This window comes from Ulvibacterium sp., assembly GCF_028285715.1.
Lineage (GTDB): Bacteria > Bacteroidota > Bacteroidia > Flavobacteriales > Flavobacteriaceae > Ulvibacterium.
The window spans coordinates 154,571-176,448 of the sequence record NZ_JANQOO010000003.1; the positions used below are offsets into that span (position 1 = coordinate 154,571).

At 41.7% G+C, this 21,878-nt stretch carries 18 protein-coding genes; 7 read left to right on the forward strand and 11 right to left on the reverse strand.

What is annotated here, in order from left to right; translation table 11 throughout:
* Window positions 1-65: 65 nt before the first annotated feature.
* Window positions 66-605 carry a 1-acyl-sn-glycerol-3-phosphate acyltransferase gene (locus Q0993_RS00730; protein WP_299528792.1) on the forward strand — a complete coding sequence of 180 codons (540 nt, stop codon included), beginning with the start codon at window positions 66-68 and terminating at the stop codon, window positions 603-605.
* Here the strand turns inward: Q0993_RS00730 and Q0993_RS00735 are convergent.
* Window positions 602-1,105: a hypothetical protein gene (locus Q0993_RS00735; protein WP_299528794.1), complete on the reverse strand. Its 504-nt coding sequence runs from the start codon at window positions 1,103-1,105 to the stop codon at window positions 602-604. The genes Q0993_RS00730 and Q0993_RS00735 overlap by 4 nt on opposite strands.
* 492 nt (window positions 1,106-1,597) lie before the next feature.
* Between Q0993_RS00735 and Q0993_RS21850 the strand changes: the two genes are divergently transcribed.
* From Q0993_RS21850 to Q0993_RS00755, 5 genes are all read left to right on the forward strand, one after another.
* Window positions 1,598-1,915: a DUF3325 family protein gene (locus Q0993_RS21850; protein ID WP_367279573.1), complete on the forward strand. Its 318-nt coding sequence runs from the start codon at window positions 1,598-1,600 to the stop codon at window positions 1,913-1,915.
* Entirely contained in the window at window positions 1,915-2,196 is a 282-nt protein-coding gene (locus Q0993_RS00740; RefSeq protein WP_299528795.1) for a hypothetical protein, read from the forward strand. The genes Q0993_RS21850 and Q0993_RS00740 overlap by 1 nt, the downstream gene beginning before the upstream one ends.
* 5 nt (window positions 2,197-2,201) lie before the next feature.
* Complete coding sequence (locus Q0993_RS00745; protein ID WP_299528797.1) at window positions 2,202-3,875, forward strand: PepSY domain-containing protein; 1,674 nt, start codon at window positions 2,202-2,204, stop codon at window positions 3,873-3,875.
* A gap of 94 nt (window positions 3,876-3,969) precedes the next feature.
* Window positions 3,970-6,357 carry a TonB-dependent receptor gene (locus Q0993_RS00750; RefSeq protein ID WP_299528799.1) on the forward strand — a complete coding sequence of 796 codons (2,388 nt, stop codon included), beginning with the start codon at window positions 3,970-3,972 and terminating at the stop codon, window positions 6,355-6,357.
* A gap of 10 nt (window positions 6,358-6,367) precedes the next feature.
* Window positions 6,368-7,684 carry a hypothetical protein gene (locus tag Q0993_RS00755; RefSeq protein WP_299528800.1) on the forward strand — a complete coding sequence of 439 codons (1,317 nt, stop codon included), beginning with the start codon at window positions 6,368-6,370 and terminating at the stop codon, window positions 7,682-7,684.
* Between the two features lie 169 nt (window positions 7,685-7,853).
* Here Q0993_RS00755 and Q0993_RS00760 read toward each other — a convergent pair whose 3' ends face one another.
* The 8 genes from Q0993_RS00760 to thrA form a co-directional block, all read right to left on the reverse strand.
* Entirely contained in the window at window positions 7,854-8,567 is a 714-nt protein-coding gene (locus Q0993_RS00760) for a YebC/PmpR family DNA-binding transcriptional regulator (RefSeq protein WP_299528801.1), read from the reverse strand.
* A gap of 78 nt (window positions 8,568-8,645) precedes the next feature.
* Window positions 8,646-8,927, reverse strand: coding sequence for a 4a-hydroxytetrahydrobiopterin dehydratase (locus Q0993_RS00765; RefSeq protein ID WP_299528897.1), 282 nt, complete (start codon window positions 8,925-8,927; stop codon window positions 8,646-8,648).
* Window positions 8,928-9,023: 96 nt separating this feature from the next.
* Window positions 9,024-9,845: a sugar nucleotide-binding protein gene (locus tag Q0993_RS00770; protein ID WP_299528803.1), complete on the reverse strand. Its 822-nt coding sequence runs from the start codon at window positions 9,843-9,845 to the stop codon at window positions 9,024-9,026.
* A gap of 3 nt (window positions 9,846-9,848) precedes the next feature.
* On the reverse strand, window positions 9,849-10,763 hold the full coding sequence (locus tag Q0993_RS00775; RefSeq protein WP_299528805.1) for a glutaminase: 915 nt from the start codon (window positions 10,761-10,763) through the stop codon (window positions 9,849-9,851).
* Window positions 10,760-11,848 (reverse strand): glycine cleavage system aminomethyltransferase GcvT, encoded by a 1,089-nt coding sequence (gcvT, locus tag Q0993_RS00780; RefSeq protein ID WP_299528807.1) that lies wholly within the window; start codon window positions 11,846-11,848, stop codon window positions 10,760-10,762. Before gcvT ends, Q0993_RS00775 begins: the two co-directional genes overlap by 4 nt.
* 105 nt (window positions 11,849-11,953) lie before the next feature.
* Window positions 11,954-13,249: a threonine synthase gene (gene thrC / locus Q0993_RS00785; protein WP_299528809.1), complete on the reverse strand. Its 1,296-nt coding sequence runs from the start codon at window positions 13,247-13,249 to the stop codon at window positions 11,954-11,956.
* Complete coding sequence (locus Q0993_RS00790; protein WP_299528811.1) at window positions 13,246-14,178, reverse strand: homoserine kinase; 933 nt, start codon at window positions 14,176-14,178, stop codon at window positions 13,246-13,248. The genes thrC and Q0993_RS00790 overlap by 4 nt, the downstream gene beginning before the upstream one ends.
* A gap of 48 nt (window positions 14,179-14,226) precedes the next feature.
* A complete protein-coding gene (gene thrA, locus Q0993_RS00795) occupies window positions 14,227-16,671 on the reverse strand; it encodes a bifunctional aspartate kinase/homoserine dehydrogenase I (protein WP_299528813.1) in 2,445 nt (814 codons plus the stop codon).
* Window positions 16,672-16,937: 266 nt separating this feature from the next.
* Between thrA and Q0993_RS00800 the strand changes: the two genes are divergently transcribed.
* Entirely contained in the window at window positions 16,938-18,488 is a 1,551-nt protein-coding gene (locus Q0993_RS00800; protein ID WP_299528815.1) for an NAD(P)H-hydrate dehydratase, read from the forward strand.
* A 22-nt stretch (window positions 18,489-18,510) separates the two neighbouring features.
* On the opposite strand, the gene Q0993_RS00805 is transcribed toward Q0993_RS00800, so the two are convergent.
* Together Q0993_RS00805 and Q0993_RS00810 are read right to left on the reverse strand one after the other, a co-directional pair.
* On the reverse strand, window positions 18,511-18,912 hold the full coding sequence (locus Q0993_RS00805; RefSeq protein ID WP_299528817.1) for an STAS/SEC14 domain-containing protein: 402 nt from the start codon (window positions 18,910-18,912) through the stop codon (window positions 18,511-18,513).
* A 203-nt stretch (window positions 18,913-19,115) separates the two neighbouring features.
* The gene (locus Q0993_RS00810) at window positions 19,116-21,665 is read right to left on the reverse strand and encodes an ATP-dependent Clp protease ATP-binding subunit (protein WP_299528819.1); all 2,550 of its coding nucleotides are present in this window, start codon (window positions 21,663-21,665) and stop codon (window positions 19,116-19,118) included.
* Between the last annotated feature and the right edge of the window lie 213 nt (window positions 21,666-21,878).

Genomic DNA, 21,878 nt, shown 5'->3' on the forward strand with positions numbered 1-21,878 from the left:
CTTACTTATTGGTTTAAACGATTTAAACAATCTGATCAAATTCCCAAGCACAAGTAAATCAATATATGCGTATTCTGGCAAAATTCATTTACTTCAAGGTCTTGGGATGGAAATTGATAGGTTCATTTCCCAAAGTGGACAAATGTGTCGTCATTGTGGTGCCCCATACCAGTTGGGTCGATTTTTTTCTTGGACTTTTGGTACGTAAGGTATTGGATGAGGAAATCAATTTTATCGCCAAGAAAAGTTTGTTTACACCTCTTTTGGGTTGGTATTTGAGGTTGATGGGTGGCGCGCCCATTGATCGTGACCAAAGTAGCGATACGGTAAACGCTGTTTCCAAGATTTTTAGGGAACGCAAAAAGTTTAGATTGGCTCTTTCTCCCGAAGGTACCCGAAAGAAGGTTACGCAATGGAAGACCGGTTTTTACTATATCGCCAAAAGTGCCCAAGTGCCTATTGTTATGGTAGCCTTTGACTATGGCCGTAAACAGGTGAAGATTTCAGAAATCCAATATCCTTCCAATACTAAGGAAAAGGACTTTGAAGCGTATCAAAAGTTTTTTAAAGGGGTAAAGGGTAAAGTGGCCGAATATAGCTTTTAGTCCCTTTTGATTAATTTCTTGGGTCCAGGTTCGTCTTTTTTATTGGAATTGCCCGGGAAAACAAGATTGGTACTGGAGTATGTTGTACCAAAGGTAACATTTGCCAAATACACCTGATCAATGGCATCCAGCACCTGATGGTCGGAAAGCTCGCGAAGGGGATGGGTAAAAACGGACCAGATTATTTCGTCACTAAGTGCGTATTTCACATCCAAGGCGGAGTGAAAATTGGCCACTAGGGCATTCAACAACTGTTCCTCCTCTATTTCCGAACGCTGTACGATCGGAGAAATAATTCGCATACGGTTGGCATTTTCATCGTAAATCGTAAAGAGAAATGCATCCTTATACACAAACCTAAAGGAATTTCCATTGATTTCGAAGGTATCCGTAACCGATTCAATAAGCCCTCTCAATTTTTTAGGATCCATTTCCTGGGCTCTGCTTGCAGTGATGTTGAGCATAAAAAATAAAAGGCCTAGGAGGAAAAGATTGCGCATAACCGGTTTTTATAAGTAAGTCGTTGCCTTGGAAGCTTATTTACAAAACGCCAAAAAATGAATCAAATTGTAGGTAAGCCATTTCTTCATCATAATAAATAGGTGTTCCGATTACAATTGTTTTAAGCTTAACCAATTGATTTATAATTAATCAGAATGTTACAAATAGAATGAGCCGAGATTTAGTTCGATTCATGACACGTATAAACCTGTACTTTATTTTGGATATACAGTGATTAAATATCTATGGATTCTTCGCTCCGGTCAATTCCCTTTAGCATCTCGAGGTCCTATGTTTTTGACCCCTGTTCCCGTCCACTAAGGCTGTGAGAATCCCGTTGGCGTATTAAGCCACTTTCATGGACCATTTTTGAATGATTATTGAAATAAAAATCCTTTTAAATCAAACTATTTACAATTTGGTTACATCGTTTATTTAGATTTATTAAAAATAATAATTATGTTTGTTTTCTTAAAATATAGTTAAGAGCAATGGGCATAATACTAATTTTCCTCGGGTGTTTTTTGCTTTACGCAAAATCCAAACATGTTCCTCGGTATTTCTCACGCATTGAAGCATGGGCAAAACAACAACCTAAAAAGACAAGGTTACTTGCCTACGGCCTCTTCGCACTTTCAGTGGTAATCTTTTGCTGGCAAAATGGGATCGCCACCGGTCTGGTTGCTTTCCTTGTTGCCTTGATGTTCGGTCTATGTCTGACCATCATTTTTCTGCCCTTGCATAAGAAATATGCCTACTTACTCGTCGGTTTAAGCCTTGTACTAATAATTATTAATACTATTCTGTAATGCCTGCAAATGCAAAATACCTATCCAGCCCGGGTCAGCGGGTCTTAAAAATCACAGCTGGAATTCTTGGAGGTCTTTTGATTACCATTCTTTTTCATAATGCAATCGGCATTTTATTGAATGATAAATCTGGACTTATTGCAACCACGGCCTATACGTCATTCATACTCTGGGCAATTTTATTGGCCATTCCTTTTTTGATTAAAAACGGCTGGAAAACTTGGGGCCTCTACCTTTTGTTAATTCTTCTTTTTGCCAGTATCATATTTCTAAATAAGTAGGGAACATGAAATTAAGAGCATTAAAACCTAGATTACACAATGCAATGTTCCATACCCATACGGTGTCTGGTATTGTAATTAGTTTTGCACTTTTCATTTGTTTCTATGCTGGTGCGGTTGCTTTGTTCCTGCATGAATTACAGCGATGGGAAAACCCTGATGCTAGGATTGAAAGCATTGACCCGGCAATAGTAAATTATGATAGGATTGCTTCAGAGATAGCTACAAATTATTCGGATTTTGACACTAGTGCCGGCTATGGAATGAGGCCACCTACCAAGGCAAATCCCTTAATACAATTCTATGGTCGTAAAAAAACCGAAGACGAAAGTTTTGAGCGTTTCAATGCTACTATAAATCCTCTGACATATGAAGTGCTTTCTACTGAGGATGAACCAAGAACGCATATGGCGCAAACTATTTATGAATTGCATTTTTTTCATCAAATTCCGATTGTGGGCATTTATCTATCTGGACTAGTCGCCTTTTTTTTCCTTTTTGCCATCATAACGGGTTTATTGACACATTGGAAGAACATCGTAAACAAATTTTACGCTTTTAGCGTAGTAGGGAAGTGGAAACAGATTTGGACAAACGGACATATTTCATTAGGCTTCATTACGTTACCCTTTCAGTTGATCTATGCTGCTACAGGTGCTCTTTTGGGGTTGTCCATTCTTTTATTGGCCCCAAGTGCCTTTCTGATGTTTGATGGTGATACCACAGAAGTCATTAAAGCCGTTAGACCGGATTCCGCAATCAAATATGATGAAAATGCTTTGGCGGTTGAGAACGGAATTGGCTTTAATAGTGTATTTGAAAAAGTTAGCAATGCGTACCCAGAAACCGAAATTACGTATCTCTACGCTAGAAATTTTGGTAAGGAAGATGGTACCATTACGGCACGTGTCGATGATCACCATGGCATTGGCAGCGATGGTATGTTCATTTATAGCTTTAAAGATGGAAGTTTGGTCGAATCCATAGAACCGGAAACTAGATCATATTCAAAAGGCGCTCTAGGAGTACTGATAAAATTGCACTATGCAACTTTTGGCGGCATTTTCCTCAAAATCATCTATTTCATCTTGGCAATGATTACGTGTTATATCATAATCAGTGGGGTCATGATTTGGCGTACTGCTAGGGATAAGCCAATGTATACGGACAAACAAAGAAGTTTCCATCATCGGGTCACTAAGCTTTATCTTGCCATTTGCCTTTCAATGTTTCCGGCTTTAGCGATGATTTTTATTGGTAACAAATTAGTTCCCATGGATATTCCAGGGCGGGTATTTTATGTAAACTCCATTTTTTTCCTAAGTTGGCTGGTCTTAACCGTTATTGGTCTTTTTTGGGATGACTACAGAAGGTTAAACCGAAATTTTATTTTGATCGGAAGTATTCTGGGAATTCTCATTCCGATAGCCAATGGAGTGGTTACCGGAGATTGGTTCTGGACCACACTCTTAAATGCGCAATACTATGTTTTTAGTGTAGATATCACATGGTTGATCATAGGGGTTTTTGGATTATGTATTTCTAAGTACTTAAAGTCAAACAAGAGAAAAGAGGACATTGAGGATGAAAAGAACTCGGAGGAAATAACAGTCGAAGAAAAAACGGTCAAAAAGCAAGAACCGGTTACCGTGCTCCAAACCATTTCCAAAAGAATTTGAAATCGTTGAGAACCCAGGCAAACTTATTATATTTATTTAGATTAATTAAAAATAAATTGATAGCTTTGCTACCTCAAGGGATGTAAACCAACCAATGAAACAACGGTTATTGTTTTTTTTACTCTTTCCCATCATGGCCCTTTCCCAGAATAGGTACACCATTACAGGTACTGTTTTGGATAGCAATGGGGCACCGGTTGCTTTTGCCAATGTGGTTTTAAGCAAAGGCAATAAATATGCGGTGGTGGAACAAAACGGGACTTATCGAATTAAAAATGTTCGCAGGGGAAGTTATGAGGTTTCCGTAAGTTCTTTGGGCTTTGAGACCATAACGCGGAATATAACCGTAAGCGAAAATCTAACGTTGAATTTTGAGCTATCGGAAAGTGTTGAAAATTTGGATGACGTAACAGTCACCGCCAAATCCGAAGCAACCAACATTAGCCAAAAAGCCATTACCATAAGCTCCTTGGACGTGAAGCAAGTAGCAGACCTTTCCCTTGGGGCGGAAGAAGTGCTTAGAACATCAACAGGGGTGGTAGTACGACAAAGTGGAGGACTGGGAAGCAATTTAAACATCAATCTAAACGGATTAACAGGTCAAGCAGTTCGCATTTATTACGATGGTATACCGATACAAGTTTTTGGTAATGGTATTCAATTGAATAATATTCCTGTGGATGCCTTGGAGCGTGTAGATGTGTATAAAGGGGTTATGCCGGTGGATGTGGGTACTGACGCCTTGGGTGGTGGTATCAATTTGGTTCCTGCACAGCAAAATCAGGATTACTTAAGGGCTTCCTATTCTATTGGGTCATTTAATACCCACCGTGCCACATTGAATGCCAATAGGAATTTAAATGATAACACATCTTTATCCGTGCTATCTTATTTCAATTATTCGGATAATGACTACACAATGCGTAACATTCCGAGTATAATCGAAAACGTTGACGAAAATGGAGATGTAATTAGTGTATCAGAAGAGGTTATCGAAGCTGACCGTTTTCATAATAGACATACTTCGGCCTTTGCTGAAGTTTCCTTAAAGCTAAAAAACCGTAGCTGGACCGACCTATTCGCCATATCGACCTCTATTAGTTCGCGGTTTGATGAGATTCAGCAAGGTAATTTTATCATTAATACGGCCGTAGGTGAGGCAGAACGAGATATCATCGGATTTAACCAAAGGCTAGAATTTCGCAAAAAACTGTTCAAAGAAAAGGGGCAAATCAGATATTATGGTACTCTGTCAAACACTACTACCAAAAGTAACGATAGCACTGCCGCTATTTACAATTGGAGAGGTGAAGTACTGCGTACCCCTAATAGCAGTGGAGCTGAAATATTCGCTATCCCCACACTCCGCGAAGGTGATGAATTGGGTACGGCGCATAGGTTACTGTTCAAATATGCCCTGAGCGACAATCTTGATATTACTCTTTCCGAGTTTTTTAGATATTCCAGGATTAGGGGCGAGGATCCAGTTGGTTTTCGGATTGATATCAATGGGGAGTCAATTGATCCGAATACCGTACCATCAAAGTTGAGTCGAAATATTGTTGGTCTGGAAGTGGAAAAGCGCTTTTTTGATGAAAGGCTTACCGCCATTGGTTTCTTTAAAAACTATGTCTACTCCGCTGAATCCATAGATATATTGGCAGGTGCGGCAACAACCTTGCCCGTTAGGGAGGTCAGTGAGAACGAGAACGGTTTTGGGTTTGCCCTAAAGTACCAGGTTATTCCCTCGGTATTTATCAGGGGAAGTTTTGAGCGCGCCGTACGAATACCTACGGAAACTGAAGTCTTCGGTGATTTTGCGGCAACACTTCCTAATTATGAATTGAGACCTGAAAAAAGTGAAAATTTCAATGCCGGTATAACCTACGAGGAAAAATTTGGGAAAGATTTCTATCTCACTTTACAAGTCGATGGTTTTATTCGAGATCAACAAGACTTGATACGTTTGGACGATTTTGGACCTGAGAATGCCATTTTTGTCAACCAGGCGGAAGTAGATGGGGAGGGCATTGAAGTATCTTTGCGATTATCTCCCATCGGCAACTTGAATATAAGCGGTAATCTTACGTATCAAAGCAATGAAATTTCGGGAGGTGACAGTACCTCCAATGCTGACTTGGGCAATCAAGTACCGAACATACCCAACTTCTTTTACAATGTAGGGGCCAATTATAGGATTGATAATATTTTTGGTTCCAATAACAGTCTAAGGTTTGATTATACGTATTTCTTTACCGATAGGTTTAGTATCAATGAGGTTGCGGATTTGGATACTGCAAATCCAATTTTTCTGATTCCGGAACAAAACCTTCACAATGGTGGTATTACTTACTCTTTAACTAAAAAAGGGTTGAGTTTTTCCCTGAATTTCCAAAATATTTTCGATGCCGAGGTCTTTGATAATTTTAGGATTCCCAGACCTGGCTTCAATTATGCATTTAAAATCAATTATAAACTTTAATGTTTTACCTATGAAAGTGAAGAAAAGTTTAAGAGGACAATATTGGAATATCATTTTTGTACTATTGTTTGCTATGGCTGCGGTTGCCTGTTCTAATAGTGACGATCCTGATCCTACTGATGACGTTGGGCCAACGGACAACGATGGCATGGAAGAACCTCAAAATAAATCTACGGGATTCGTTTTTGTAGGTACTACCAGCAGCGGTTCGGCCTTGGCAAAGTATGTAGAAGAACTTCCCACAGGGGATTTGGATCTCTCCGACGGAACAGATTATAGCCGTTTTTTTCCAACGGCGCTGTATGGCAACGCACTTTTTATGCAGCGCCCGGATGGTTCCGCTGGGTTCTCTAAGATAGTTGTAAACCCGGATGGGGAGTTGGAAGAAGATGGGGTTATTCCTACCATTAGTGATGGTTCCTTTCGAATGGAGGTTAGGGATGCCGAGCTTGGTGTTTTTCACGATAGGGCAACACCAAACACCCTCTCGGTTTTCAACCCGACCACGTTCGAAGTAACCGGTTCAATTGATATGAGTGCGGGCGAGGTTCCTGGAGATATCGATCAACGTTATCAACGTTTGATGTTTAGAGGAGATGATCTGTTTGCACCGATCAGGGGCGAAGATGGATCATCGTTTCCATCTTTTGTGATTCACTCAGCAGATCTAAGCACAAACTCCTATGTCGGTACCACGGGCAGGGACGGTAATGGCGTCTCCGATATTGTGTTTATGAACGATTTTGGTCAGAACGTAGTCGATAGCCAAGGCAATATTTACATAATGGATGTGGGTAATCTTGAAGGAGCAGGTATCCCGGCCAGAATCAACAAAATACCCGCGGGTAGTTATGAAGTCGACCCGACTTACACTTTTGACCCTGCAGCAGTATTGAACCCTGCAAATACCTTTTTGCCGTCTATGCAGTATTTAAGGGTGCTTGATAATGATAATGCAGTAGCGCTAGTAAACGCGGAAACACCCCAAGCGGCGGTTGATATTGTCTTGGACGCAGGAGGACTGGGAAATTTAACTCCCGACCAAATAAACCAAATTCTAGGTATTCTCTTCACAGCCGAATCTGCAGTTTGGTGCGAATTGGATTTGACCGCACAAACTGTAACACCTATTGAAGGTGTCCCAAATGTTGGGGCTTTTGCCGGCGGTACTGTCTTCAACTATGATGGAGCAGTTTATTTACCAGTACCGACCACGGAAGAAACAGCATATTATAGTTGGAATCCTGGAACCGGCGAAGTTACCAAAGCTTTTACAATAACCGGAGCCGACCTTTCCGGTGGCTTTAACATTGCCAACAACAACTAGAGTATTATTGGTTTTAGGAAGTTTGAAATGTAAAGGCCCCAAAGTTGGGGCTTTTCCAATTAACGGAACGTTTGCCAATCCTTCAAGATCATTGGCCATGGGAAATAACTAGATAGGCCAATCATATGATGTACCATTCTTGCTTTCAAAAAGTTGAATAATCAACTAATTAATGGTCGCCCATATTGTGAAAGACGTTCTGCACATCATCGTCCTCTTCGATTTTTTCCAGAAGCTTTTCCACGTCTTCGGACTCTTCTTGGGTCAATTCCTTGGTTACTTGTGGAATACGCTCAAACCCGGAAGAAAGAATTTCGATACCCCTATGCTCCAATTCTTTTTGGATCGACCCAAAACTTTCAAATGGGGCATAGATTAAGATTCCATCATCGTCCACAAACACCTCCTCCGCACCATAATCGATCATATCCAATTCCAACTCTTCCGGGTCTATGCCATCTCCGTTGATCCGGAAATTACAGGTATGATCAAACATAAACTCCACAGATCCTGAAGTTCCTAAACTGCCATCGCACTTGTTGAAATAACTCCTTATGTTGGCAACGGTACGCGTGTTGTTATCGGTGGCTGTTTCAATAAGGATAGCTATTCCATGGGGGGCGTAGCCTTCAAAAAGGACTTCCTTATAATCTCCTTGGTTTTTGTCCGACGCCCGTTTAATGGCCCGTTCAATATTGTCCTTGGGCATATTAACGGACTTGGCATTTTGAATTACCGCTCGTAATCGGGCATTTGAATCGGGATCTGGCCCACCTTCCTTGACGGCTATTACGATATCTTTCCCAATACGGGTAAATGCCTTGGACATCGCGGCCCACCGCTTCATTTTGCGTGCTTTTCTAAACTCAAAAGCTCTTCCCATTGCCTATATTTTGTAAAATGTAATAGGCAAATTTAGCAAAATTAAAAACTGCCGCAAGAACAATTGGGCATAGTCCTTTTAGGGAATTATGTTCTGTATGCTATGGGCAAGTTGAAAATCTTTTTCCGTCACACCACCGGCGTCGTGCGTGTTCAATCTTATTTTTAGGGAGTTGTAGACATTGGTCCAATCCGGATGGTGGTTATGCGCCTCACATTCAAAGGCGACGTGGGTCATTACGGAAAATGCTTCCCTAAAATCCTTAAAGGTAAAATTGGCCTCTATGGCTCCATCCTTATACTGCCATTGTTCAAATTTCTCCAAACGCTCCGCAATGGTCCGTTCCGATAATTTTTCCATCATGTTACTTTTAGTGTTCCTCTAAAAATAAAGAATTGCGTTAAAGCTTCATGAGCCAATACAAGATTTAAACAAAAATTAACGCGGGAAAAAGCTTTAGTTAAGGATATGATGATCAATAATTTCCTGGTAACCAAACCTCAAATTTTTGGGTAACTTATTGTCTTTGGGTAGTACGGCCAAATAGCGTTCTTCGTTTGTAGTATACACGCGCTTGTATACGGGATTAAAATTTCCTATACGATCTACAATTTCCCTTATGAACTCATCATGGTGTATTAAATCCGAACTGCCCATATGATAAATACCCGTTTTATTTCGGTTGATTAAGTAGTGTATCTGTTGGGTTAGCTTGTCATCGTTCGTAACATTCATGACAAGGTTTGGAAAAACTTCAATTGGCGTATTCTTCCAAATAGCCGTTTTGATTTCTTTTATCCGGGGAGAAGAATTTCCGAAAACCATAGGTATCCTTAAAATGGCCATCTTTTTTTTAGGGAGCCTAAGTAACATATTCTCTATCTTGATTTTCAGTCTTCCGTAAATGCTTTCCGATAGGGTCTTATCATGCTCATAGGAGGGATATTTGCTGTAGGCGTCAAAAACATTCGCCGAGGAAAGGAAGTGGAGGGTACACTCATTTTGCAAAACGTACTCCGTGATATGTTGATGGATTTGTATCTGGGTGGCAAAATTTCCGCGTAATGCAGAAATGATAAATTGTGGACGTACTTTTTCCAAAAGATGGAAAACATCATCTTCTTCCATAGTATACCTAAAGAATTGATGATTGTCCTCAAAGATCCTTCTGGCTGAGCAATAGGTGCCATAGGTATCAAAATAGTTACAGAGTTCCTTATAGATGGCATTTCCCAAAAAACCGCTTGCCCCTAGAATTAAAACTTTCCTCGACTCCAAAATTTAAAATATTGATTGATGGGTTGCCGTAGTCAGTTTTTCTAGGGCCTCCATCCCTAATTTTGAATTTCCCTTGGCGTTTAGTCCCGGAGACCAGACGGCGACACAATACTTTCTGGGAAGTACTGCCACGATGCCACCACCTACACCACTTTTTCCGGGTAGGCCAATTTCAAAGGCGAACTCTCCCGCCTCATCATAGAAACCACAGGTAAGCATTATGGCGTTGATTCTTTTTACTTGGCTCAGGGTCAGATAGTTTCTGTTCCTTTGACATTTGCCCCCGTTCATAAAAGGAAAGAAGGCTTTGGTGAGCTGTTCGCAGTCCATTGCCATGGAGCACTGATGAAAATAGAAGTCAAGAACGGTTTCCACATCATTTTTAAGGTTGCCATAGGATTTCAACAAATTTGCAGCTGCGTAGTTCTTGAACCCGGTTCGCTTTTCGGACTTCGCAACCTTTTCGTCAAAATCAATGGTTTGATCGTTGGCCAAATCCCGAACAAATTGTAAAAAGTCTTTTTTGGGATTATCCAGTTCGGAAACCAAAACATCGGCCACGACTAGGGCCCCGGCGTTGATAAGTGGATTCCTGGGTATTCCGTTTTCGAACTCTAATAAGGACAAGTGGTTGAAGGGATCTCCGGAAGGTTCTACATCCACCCTTTTCAAAAGTGCATTGTCCACCAAAGAAAATGCCAATGCCAAGGAAAGGACTTTGGATATACTTTGTATGGAGAAAGCCTCCTTGGAATGACCGGCACAAAAGTTATTCTTATTTAAATCTACAAGATGGATACCAAATTTGGATTCGTTTACTTTGGCAAGCTCAGGAATGTAGGAGGCTATCTTACCCCGTTCCTTAGTCTCCTTATAACCGGAACTTATGTCATCTAAGATGTTCTGATAATCTGTCATTGGGGCTTGTAGAATGGAAGTCTTGTTATGGAGGCTGGTACCGTCTTTTTTCGGATCTGAATTTTTATTTCACTACCTATTTTCGAAAGGGGAGTCGGTACATATCCTAGGCCTATACCCTTGCCCAAGGAAGGTGACATGGTGCCCGAAGTTACGGAACCGATTTTTTTACCTTGTTCGTCTACAATGTCATAACCCTGTCTAGGTATTCCCCGCTCATTCAATTCGAAGCCCACAAGCTTACGTTTTGGGCCTTTTTCCTTCTCTCGGGCCAAATTTTCAGAGTTGACAAAATCCTTGGTAAACTTGGTAATCCAACCCAAACCGGCCTCTATGGGAGAAGTGGTTTCATCGATGTCGTTGCCATAAAGGCAATACCCCATTTCCAAACGAAGTGTATCACGAGCAGCCAACCCTATGGGCTTAATGCCAAAGTTGGCGCCGGCTTCGAAAACCTTATCCCAAACCTGTTGTACCTCATTGTTTTTACAGTAAATTTCAAATCCACCGGAACCCGTATACCCTGTGGCCGAGATAATTACATAATCGATACCTCCAAAATCGGCAACGACAAAGTTATAGAACCTAATCTCTGATAAATCCACTGAAGTTAGGCTTTGCATGGCCTCAACAGCCTTTGGACCTTGAATGGCCAAAAGGGAATAGTCATCGGAAATATTTCTGAGGCCGGCACCTACGGATTCATTGTATCTGGAGATATGTTCCCAGTCCTTTTCTATATTGGAAGCGTTCACCACGAGAAGATAGGTCTCTTCCTTGATTCTGTAGATGATAAGGTCATCTACTATTCCACCTGTCTCATTGGGTAGGCAGCTGTATTGTGCCTTCCCAGGTGTCAATTTTGATGCGTCGTTGGAACTTACTTTTTGGATAAGCTCCAGTGCTTTGGGACCTTCGATTAAAAATTCGCCCATATGGGATACATCAAAGACGCCGACCCCCTTCCTTACGGTTTCATGTTCTACATTTACCCCCTCATAGGAAACGGGCATGTTATAGCCCGCAAAAGGCACCATTTTGGCACCAAGTGCCTTATGTGTTTCGGTTAGTGCGGTATTTTTCATAACGCTTCAATTTAGAAGCGCAAAGCTAGAGAATAATTTAGCGATAGGAAAGCAAGTACATACTATGTTTTTCACAAAGCCCTGACACCAGTTATTGTTGAATATCTATCTTCCCAACAGGTATTCCTTTACCTCCAAATATGTAGAAATCTTTACGGATTTCTTCTCTTTGTCCATTACTTTTTGGATTTGTGGAGGTATCTCCAAAGACTGGCCTAGGGTCTCCTCTACCACATCCAAGAATTTTACAGGGTGCGCCGTTTCCAGGAAAATTCCATATACATCCGGATGCTTTTCCCTAAACTTTTTAAGCCCTAAATACCCTACCGCACCGTGAGGGTCTGCTATATACTTACTTTCCTTATATATGCTGCGCATGGCCGCTTTGGTTTCAGTATCCGTAAAGGAGTAGGAGGAAAGGTTTTGTTTCAACAAGTCAAAATTATCTTCATATAAATGTCGGATGCGAATGAAATTACTAGGATCTCCAACGTCCATGGCATTGGATATGGTGGCCATGGAAGGCTTTGGACTGTAATTTGCGGTTTGCATAAATTGGGGTACGGTATCATTTACATTGGTCGCGGCTATAAAATGGTTTACCGGCATGCCCAATTTTTGGGCTACCATGCCGGCACAAATATTACCAAAGTTGCCACTGGGTACCGAAAATACAATTTCCTTGTTTTTAGCCTTTAGCTGTTTGTAGGCGAACAAAAAGTAGAACATTTGGGGTAACCACCGGGCCGCATTAATGGAATTGGCAGATGTCAATCGCATATTTTCCAGAAGCTCCTCGTCCAAAAAGGCGGTCTTAACCATCTTTTGGCAGTCATCAAAGGTTCCATCTATTTCTAGCGCCACTATATTTTGCCCCAAGGTAGTTAATTGCCTTTCTTGGATGTCGCTTACTTTCCCACGGGGATACAGAATTACCACATTCACACCCTGGACCCCTAAAAATCCGCTGGCAACCGCACCTCCCGTATCTCCCGAAGTGGCTACCAGAACATTAACTTCATTGGATTTTTCTTTTGAAAAGTGCCCTAGGCATCTAGCCATAAATCGCGCGCCGACGTCCTTAAAGGCCATAGTAGGTCCGTGAAAAAGTTCCAGCACGGCTATATTATGCTCAAGCTCATGTACCGGAAAATCAAAATCCAGAACGTCTCTTAAAATAGTCCTCAGCGCGTTTTCGGAGATATCCTCACTAACAAATTGACGAATGGCTTCAAAAGCGATTTCATCGTTTGCCAAATCTTCAATTCCTTCAAAAAAGGAAGTTGGTAAAGGTTCTATTTTCTCCGGAAAGTATAGCCCACGATCGGGGGCGATACCTCTAATAACGGCCTCCTTAAAGGATACTTTCGGTGCTTCCCTATGTAGACTGTAAAAATTCATGAACTTAATGACTTAATGCCCAAAGTGTTTATTTTTGAAACATGTACATCATAATCGACCCCGATTTTTTGATATACGTCTTTCATGGTATGGGCCACCTTTTTTGCAATGGCCTCACCTTTGCTAAACGCGAAGATGGAAGGTCCGGAACCCGAAATACCACAACCCAATGCCCCGGCTTCCAGTGCCTCGGATTTAATGGTCTCATAACCTGGAATAAGAATGGAACGAATAGGTTCCACAATATGATCTACTAATGATCTCCCTATTAATTCGTAGTCCTCATAGAAAAGCCCTGCAATCAGGCCACCTACATTGCCCCATTGTTTAATGCCGTCCGCCAAGGTAATGTTGGTCTTGAGTATCTTCCGAGAATCAGAGGTTTTTACCTCTATTTGTGGGTGGATGACCGTGGCATACAATTCAGAAGGACTAGGTATGGAAACCACATCCAAGGGGGCGTAACTTCGGACCAGGGTGAATCCGCCGAATAGGGCGGGAGCCACATTATCCGCATGCGCCACACCACTGGCCAATCGCTCCCCTTCCATGGCGAACTTCACCAAATCTACCTTGGAAAATGGTTTGCCCAACAACTCGTTCAAGGCCCAGACCGCTCCTGCGGAACTCGCCGCACTGCTACCTATACCACTACCAGCTTTGATCCTTTTAAATATTTCGATTTCAAAACCACCCTCGTAGTCAAGGTTTTCCAATAGGGCCATGCCTGCTACCCCGGCAACGTTCAAATGGGTTTCCAATGGAAGGTCTTGTCCTTCCAGTTTGGTAATCGTGATACCTTTCTCCTTTGTTTTCCGAATCACCATTTCGTCCCCGACCGCATCCAATGCAACACCCAGCACATCAAATCCACAGGAAATATTGGCAATGGTGGCCGGACAGAATATTTTGATTTCGTTGGTATTCATGCTTTCCTAATTTGACAACCTACTACATAGTTATTGACACGATCGGGATTAAAAATTTCCGATTCTAATGATGTCCGCAAAAATTCCTGAGGCCGTTACTTCAGCTCCCGCTCCTGCACCCTTTATGATCATAGGCTGGTCCGGGTATCGTTCCGTATAGAACAATACAATATTATCGCTTCCATGGAGATTATAAAAATCGTGGTCTTTTGGGATTTGCTGTAGCCCCACGCTAGCTTTTCCATCTTCATATTGGGCTACATACTTTAACTTACATCCCGCATTGTTGGCTTCTTCGTATAAGGTCTGAAAGTCCTTTTCATACTTTTTTAAGGAAGCGAAAAAATCTGGGTTACCTTTTGTATCAAGGCTTTCCTTAGGAAGAAAGGATTTATTTTCAATATCATCGATTTCCAGTCGGTTTCCACTTTCCCGGGCCAAAATCAATATTTTACGCATCACATCTATCCCGCTAAGGTCTATTTTTGGATCCGGCTCGGTATAGCCCTCCTCTTGGGCTTGTTGTACCACATTGTGGAAAGTAGTCGTATCGTTGAAATTATTAAACACAAAATTGAGACTGCCCGATAAAACAGCCTGAATCTTTAGGACCTTGTCCCCCGAGGCAATCAGATGCTTCAAGGTATCGATTATCGGCAACCCTGCCCCAACATTGGTTTCAAACAAAAAAGGTGCGCTGTATTCCCGTGCCATGTTTTTAAGGCCCTGATAATTTTCATAATCCGAGGAACACGCTATTTTATTGCAGGTAACCACGGAAATGCTACTTCCCAGATAGGAGCTGTACGTGGATGCCACTTCATCACTGGCTGTATTATCCACAAAAATGCTATTCCGATAGTTTAATCTTTGAACGACGTCAAAAAACTTCTTCTTATCCGCCTTTTCGCCTTTCTGCAATAGCTCTTCCCAGTGCTTAAGGGCAATACCATCTTCATCGAATATCATGGTCCGCGAATTTGATATTCCAATAACTCGGATATTGAGCTTTAAAAATTCTTTTAAATACTTTTTTTGCTGCTGAACCTGCCTCAAAAATTTAGAGCCTACGTTGCCAACACCCATGACAAAGAGATTCAATTGTTTGACGTTCTCTTCAAAAAAAGTTTCATGTAGGGCGTTCAATGCTTTTTTTACATCGGTTTTCTTAATGACCGCGGAAACATTGCGTTCAGAGGCCCCTTGGGCTATAGCCCTTATGTTCACGTTGTTCCTTCCCAAAGTACTGAACATTTTGCCGCTTAACCCCTGATGACTCTTCATATTATCGCCTACAAGGGCGATAATGGCCAAATCTCCTTCGGCAATGACCGGCTTTATTCGATTCCTATCAATTTCGTATTCGAAGGCGGCATTCACCGTGGATATGGCCTCATCGGTATCCTTTGCCGAAATGCCTACACAAATGGAATGCTCGGAGGAAGCTTGGGTAATCAGTACAACGCTGATTTCCGCTTGCGAAAGGACTTCAAAGAAACGTTTTGAGATACCGGGAATACCTACCATCCCTGGACCTTCCAAGGAAAGTAGGGCGATGTCTTCCACATGACTGATACCCCGAACGGTCTTGCCCTTCCCATTTTTATTTTGGGTGATCAAAGTGCCTTTATCCTCCGGTTGAAAAGTATTTTTTATCGCTATCGAAATTCCTTTGGACAACACGGGCTGAATCGTTGGTGGATATAATACTTTAGCGCCAAAATGTGATAGCTCCATAGCCTCTTCATAGGAAATATGCGGTAGTGCCTTGGCCTGTTTTACAAGTTTGGGATTTGCGGTGTACATACCACTGACATCGGTCCAGATCTCCAAAATATCGGCGTCCATGGCCGCAGCAAAAATAGCTGCGGTGTAATCGGAACCTCCTCTGCCCAGCGTGGTGGAATTTCCAGTTTCCGAGGATGAGATAAACCCTGGGGTGATAACTATGCGTTTTTGGGCATCTTCAAAGAAAGCCTTGCAAAGCGTATTGGTAAGTTCAAAATTCACAACGGCCTTTTCGTTGAGATCGTTCGTTTTAATAAGCTCCCTGCTGTCCTTGTATGCTACATCCATTTGTTCTTGCTTAAAGAACTCGAATATGACGTAAGACGAAAGCAATTCACCATAACTAACGATTTTGTCGGATAACTTGGTCGTAAGTTCTCCTATCAAATAAGAACCTTCCAAAAGGGTCTCTAGAGTATTGAGGTCACTTTTTACCTTACTGAGAATTCTACTTCGGCCTTGGACGGGAATTAGCTTTTTAATGGCGTCCAAATGCCTATCCTCAATAGCCTTGAGAACCGATTTATATTTCCCATCCTGTTGGGAAGCCAAGTGGGCTGCCTGGAGGAGCAAGTCGGTTATTCCCCCAAAGGCAGAGACGACCACTATGTTTTTAGAGTTATCGCTTTGGGATACGATATTCTTTACAAGGCTTATATTTTTTGCGTTGGCAACGGATGTACCACCAAATTTTAAAACTTTCATCTGATAAAATGCTTGAAGTTTGCTATTGTATTAAAAAGGTATGGAAAATGCGTAGACGGACGGAAATAGAATTGCTTACCCCAAAGGGGTGGTGCCAAGGGTAAAAACACAATAGATATTGAATGAAGAAACTAGCATTTGTTTGTCCGGCTTATTAAAAAAGCATACTTCTTAGATAGGTCCAAATGTAGTACTTTTAGCAACCCAATCAAATGTTTGGATGAATTTTTACGGAATTGATAGTTTTAGACAAAAACCTTTGTTGAATGAAGATTTTCACAGCTGAACAAATCTATTTGGCGGACAAATCCACAATTGAAAATCAACGCATTTCCAGCACTCAGCTTATGGAAAGGGCTGCCACCGGGATTTTTGATTGGATTCATAGGCGTATGCAAGGTGCCCAGGTAAAAATTCATTTATTCTGTGGTATCGGGAACAATGGGGGAGATGGTATTGCCGTTGCGAGGCACCTGCAGGATCACGGTTACAATATTGGTGTCTATGTGGTAAACTACAGTAAAAAAAGATCTGAGGACTTCCTTATTAATCTAGAGCGGTTGAAGGAAAGGAAGGTATGGCCAGTTTTTTTGGAGGAGCGTTCGGACCTTCCTATAATAGGACGGGACGATATCATTATAGACGCCATTTTTGGTATAGGTTTAAATAGAAAACCCGATAAATGGGTTGGTAGGCTAATGCGGCATTTAAATGATTCGGATGCTTTTATTCTTTCCATAGATGTTCCTTCCGGATTGTTTTTGGATAAGGGAGTTGCTGATAGTGAAGCTGTAATAAGGGCCAATTACGTGTTAAGTTTCCAAGCTCCAAAATTGATTTTTTTCCTTCCCGGTACCGGCGTCTTTGTCGATAATTGGGAAGTGTTGGATATCGGATTGGATTCCAATTTTATGGTATCTACCGAAACGGCATATGAGCTTATCGGTAAAAAAGAAGTTCTGCCCTTATATATACCACGAGAAAAATTCGCTCATAAAGGTTCATACGGCCATTCGTTGATTATCGGTGGCAGTTACGGCAAGATCGGGGCAATTACCCTTGCTTCCAAAGCCTGTCTTAAAGCCGGAAGTGGCCTGGTAAGCACTTACCTACCACATTGTGGATACATTCCCTTGCAAACTTTTCTTCCTGAAAACATGGTTATAACCGACAAAGGAGAGAAATATATTGAGCATATAGATTTTGAGATTGAACCAAATGCCATAGGAATAGGTGTCGGTTTGGGTACCTCCAAGAAAACGGTAAAGGCATTTTCGGACTTTTTATCCAAGAATACAAGACCTCTGGTCATCGATGCGGATGGATTGAACATTCTCTCCAAGAATAGGGAGTTGATCGAAAAAATTCCTCCTCAAACTGTCCTTACGCCCCATCCAAAGGAACTGGAACGATTAATAGGAAATTGGAAGGATGATTTTGACAAACTTGCCAAGGCAAAGACCTTTTCTAAGGAGTACGATTGTATCCTAGTTATAAAAGGGGCCCATACCATTACTATTTATAAAGACAAAGGATACATAAACACTACGGGAAATCCAGGAATGGCCACGGCCGGAAGCGGTGATGCGCTTACCGGAATACTTACCGGTTTAGTTGCCCAGGGGTATACCCCCTTGTCCGCTACCATATTAGGTATCTACCTGCATGGCAGGGCAGGGGATATAGCTATTGAAAAAATGGGGTATCAAGCCCTTACCGCTTCGGATATTACAGCTCATATTGGCAAAGCGTATTTGGACTTGTTTATAACACCCGAACGCACATCGGAACAGGCTTCTAAAGAAAATGAGAGTTGATGCTTACAATTGTATGGCGGGTCTACTTTGCTTTTACTCTTTGCTTAACCCAGGTCAAGGCGTTGTCGAACTCTATAAAGAACTTCATGGGTTTTTTATAGAATAGTTTTTCTATCTTAAAGTTGTGCATATCAACTTCCTTTACTGAAACTATGGCAAAGGCCTTTAGGTTCTCCAATTCCCTCAAGTAGTTGTAAATAGTAGGGTCAATGGCATAGGAATGCTTCCGAAGACTGATAAAACCAAAATTTTTACCCCTAAAATGAATTTCTGATATTCCAATAATTTGATAGGCACGTTCCAGTGTCAGTGTTGATCCCTCTTCAAAAATGGATACCATATAATTATCGTACACCTGCACTTTTCCAATCTCCAATTGATATTCTCTGACAATCACTGTCTTCTTTGGCTGTCCCACTTTCATTTCATATATTTAATAGTGTCTGGAACGAAAGTAGATGTATGCCCAGATTTTATATAAAAAATTAGATTAAAGGCTTAAATATCGTTTATATTGCTTTTCGGCAGTATTTCACGTATTTTATTTCCTACACACTTCATCCAGGGATATAAAAAAGGGAGCCATATTCATATGGCTCCCTTTTTTAAAATTCATTGATATATTCCTTAGGTATTGGAAGATTTCTCGGCCTTTTTGATGGTTATAGTAAGTTCATCATTCTTTTTGTCCAAATCCATCTGAATGCTGTCTCCCTCTTCCAATTTGGAGTTGACAATTTCCTCGGCCAGGGCATCCTCAATATACTTTTGGATGGCTCTCTTTAGCGGCCTGGCCCCATATTGTTTGTCAAATCCTTTTTCCGCGATATAGTCCTTAGCCTTTACCGTAAGTTTGAGATTGTAGCCAATATCCTTTATTCTTGCGAACAACTTATCCAGCTCAATGTCTATAATCTTGTGAATATGTTCACGCTCCAAAGGATTAAACACGATAACATCATCTATACGGTTCAGAAACTCGGGGGCAAAGGCTTTTTTTAGAGCACTTTCTATCACACTTTTATGATGGCTGTCCTCTTGGGCTTTTTTTGCAGCGGTTCCAAAACCTACGCCCTGTCCAAAATCCTTCAACTGCCTGGCACCAATATTGGATGTCATGATAATAATGGTATTCCTGAAATCTATTTTTCGCCCTAGACTATCGGTAAGGTAACCATCATCCAAAACTTGCAAAAGCATGTTGAATACATCTGGATGGGCTTTTTCCACCTCGTCCAATAAGATTACGGAATATGGCTTTCTTCGAACCTTCTCCGTAAGCTGTCCACCTTCTTCGTAACCAACATATCCCGGGGGTGCCCCGACCAATCGAGAAATAGCGAATTTTTCCATGTATTCGCTCATGTCTATACGAATAAGCGCGTCCTCGGAATCGAACAATTCCTTGGCCAATACCTTGGCCAATTGGGTTTTTCCTACCCCGGTCTGTCCCAGGAAGATAAAGGAACCTATAGGTTTGTTGGGATCCTTAAGTCCGGCCCTGTTTCTCTGGATGGCCTTGGCCACTTTCGCCACGGCTTCATCCTGACCGATTACATTGGCTTTTATCAATTCAGGCAACTCCGCCAACTTATTACTTTCCGTTTGGGCTATTCTATTTACGGGGATACCGCTCATCATGGAAACCACATCAGCTACATTGTCCTCGGTCACCGTTTCTTTATGCTGCTTGCTGTCTTCTTCCCATTTTTCCTGAGCTGAAGCCAAATCTTTTTCCAAACGCTTTTCGTCATCCCTTAGTTTGGCGGCCTCTTCATACTTTTGTTTTTTGACCACACTATTTTTAAGCTCGCGTACGTCCTCCAATTGTTTTTCCAATTCCAGGATTTGCTTGGGAACATCCATATTTACGATATGCACACGGGAACCTGCTTCATCCATGGCATCTATGGCCTTGTCTGGAAGAAACCTATCCGTCATATATCGATTGGTCAATTTAACACAGGCAACAATGGCTTCATTCGTATATTCCACATTGTGGTGGTCTTCGTACTTCCCTTTAATATTCTGAAGAATCTCAATGGTTTCCTCAACCGAAGTAGGTTCAACGATAACCTTCTGGAAACGTCTTTCGAGTGCTCCGTCCTTTTCAATATACTGTCTGTATTCGTCCAGAGTAGTGGCGCCGATACATTGAATCTCTCCCCGGGCAAGTGCCGGTTTAAACATATTGGAGGCATCCAAACTTCCGGTCGCCCCACCAGCACCGACTATCGTGTGAATCTCGTCTATAAAAAGGATAACATCGTCATTCTTTTCAAGCTCGTTCATTACAGCCTTCATGCGCTCTTCGAATTGGCCCCGATATTTTGTGCCGGCTACAAGCGACGCCAGATCCAAAGTCACTACCCGTTTGTTATACAGTATCCGAGATACTTTCTTATTTATGATGCGCAGTGCCAGACCTTCGGCAATGGCACTTTTCCCTACTCCCGGTTCCCCTATCAAAAGGGGATTGTTCTTCTTACGCCTACTCAAAATCTGGGACACGCGCTCTATTTCCTTTTCCCTGCCAACAACAGGATCAAGCCGATTTTCCTCTGCCAATCTGGTAAGGTCCCTTCCAAAATTATCCAGAACCGGGGTTTTGGATTTTTTGTTGCCTTTTTGACCCGAAGAGGTTCCAAAAGTACTTTCCTTTCCTTCAGTAGCGTCATCGGAATCGCTTGGAAACGATTCCGAGGTAGGAGCATCCACAATATCATCATCGCTGGTGATCATAAACTTGAATTGTTCCTTAACACCGTCATAATCTACCTTTAACTTATGTAAAAGCTTAGTGGTCGGGTCATTTTCGTTACGTAAAATGCACAGCAACAAATGCGCCGTGTTTATGGAGGAACTTTGAAAGAGTTTGGCTTCAAGAAATGTTGTCTTTAAGGCACGCTCCGCCTGTCTGGTCAAATGCAGGTTTTTCTTGTCTTTTTGTATGCCGCTAGGGTTTGGGTTGGAAGGGCTCAGAATCTCCACTTTTCGTCGGAGATGGTCCAAATCCACATCAAGGGCATCCAATATGCTTATTGCTTTTCCATTGCCGTCCCGCAAAAGTCCCAACATCAAATGTTCGGTACCAATAAAGTCATGTCCGAGTCTCAGTGCTTCCTCTTTGCTGTAGGCGATCACGTCCTTGACCCTAGGTGAAAAATTGTCATCCATAGAAATTTCCTTTCATCTATAAAATTAGTAAATCTAGCCTTATCTCGGACAAATACCGTACCTATATTCGATAAACTAGTCCTAAATGACGAAAAAAGCATTGATTTACAAAATAATTAACAGTGGAATTATCAACGAAAACGGGGTGTCAAAGTGTTAATAAATTATTGAATAAAGTACTCTGAATATGCTTTAAAAGCCTCTATTTTCCGT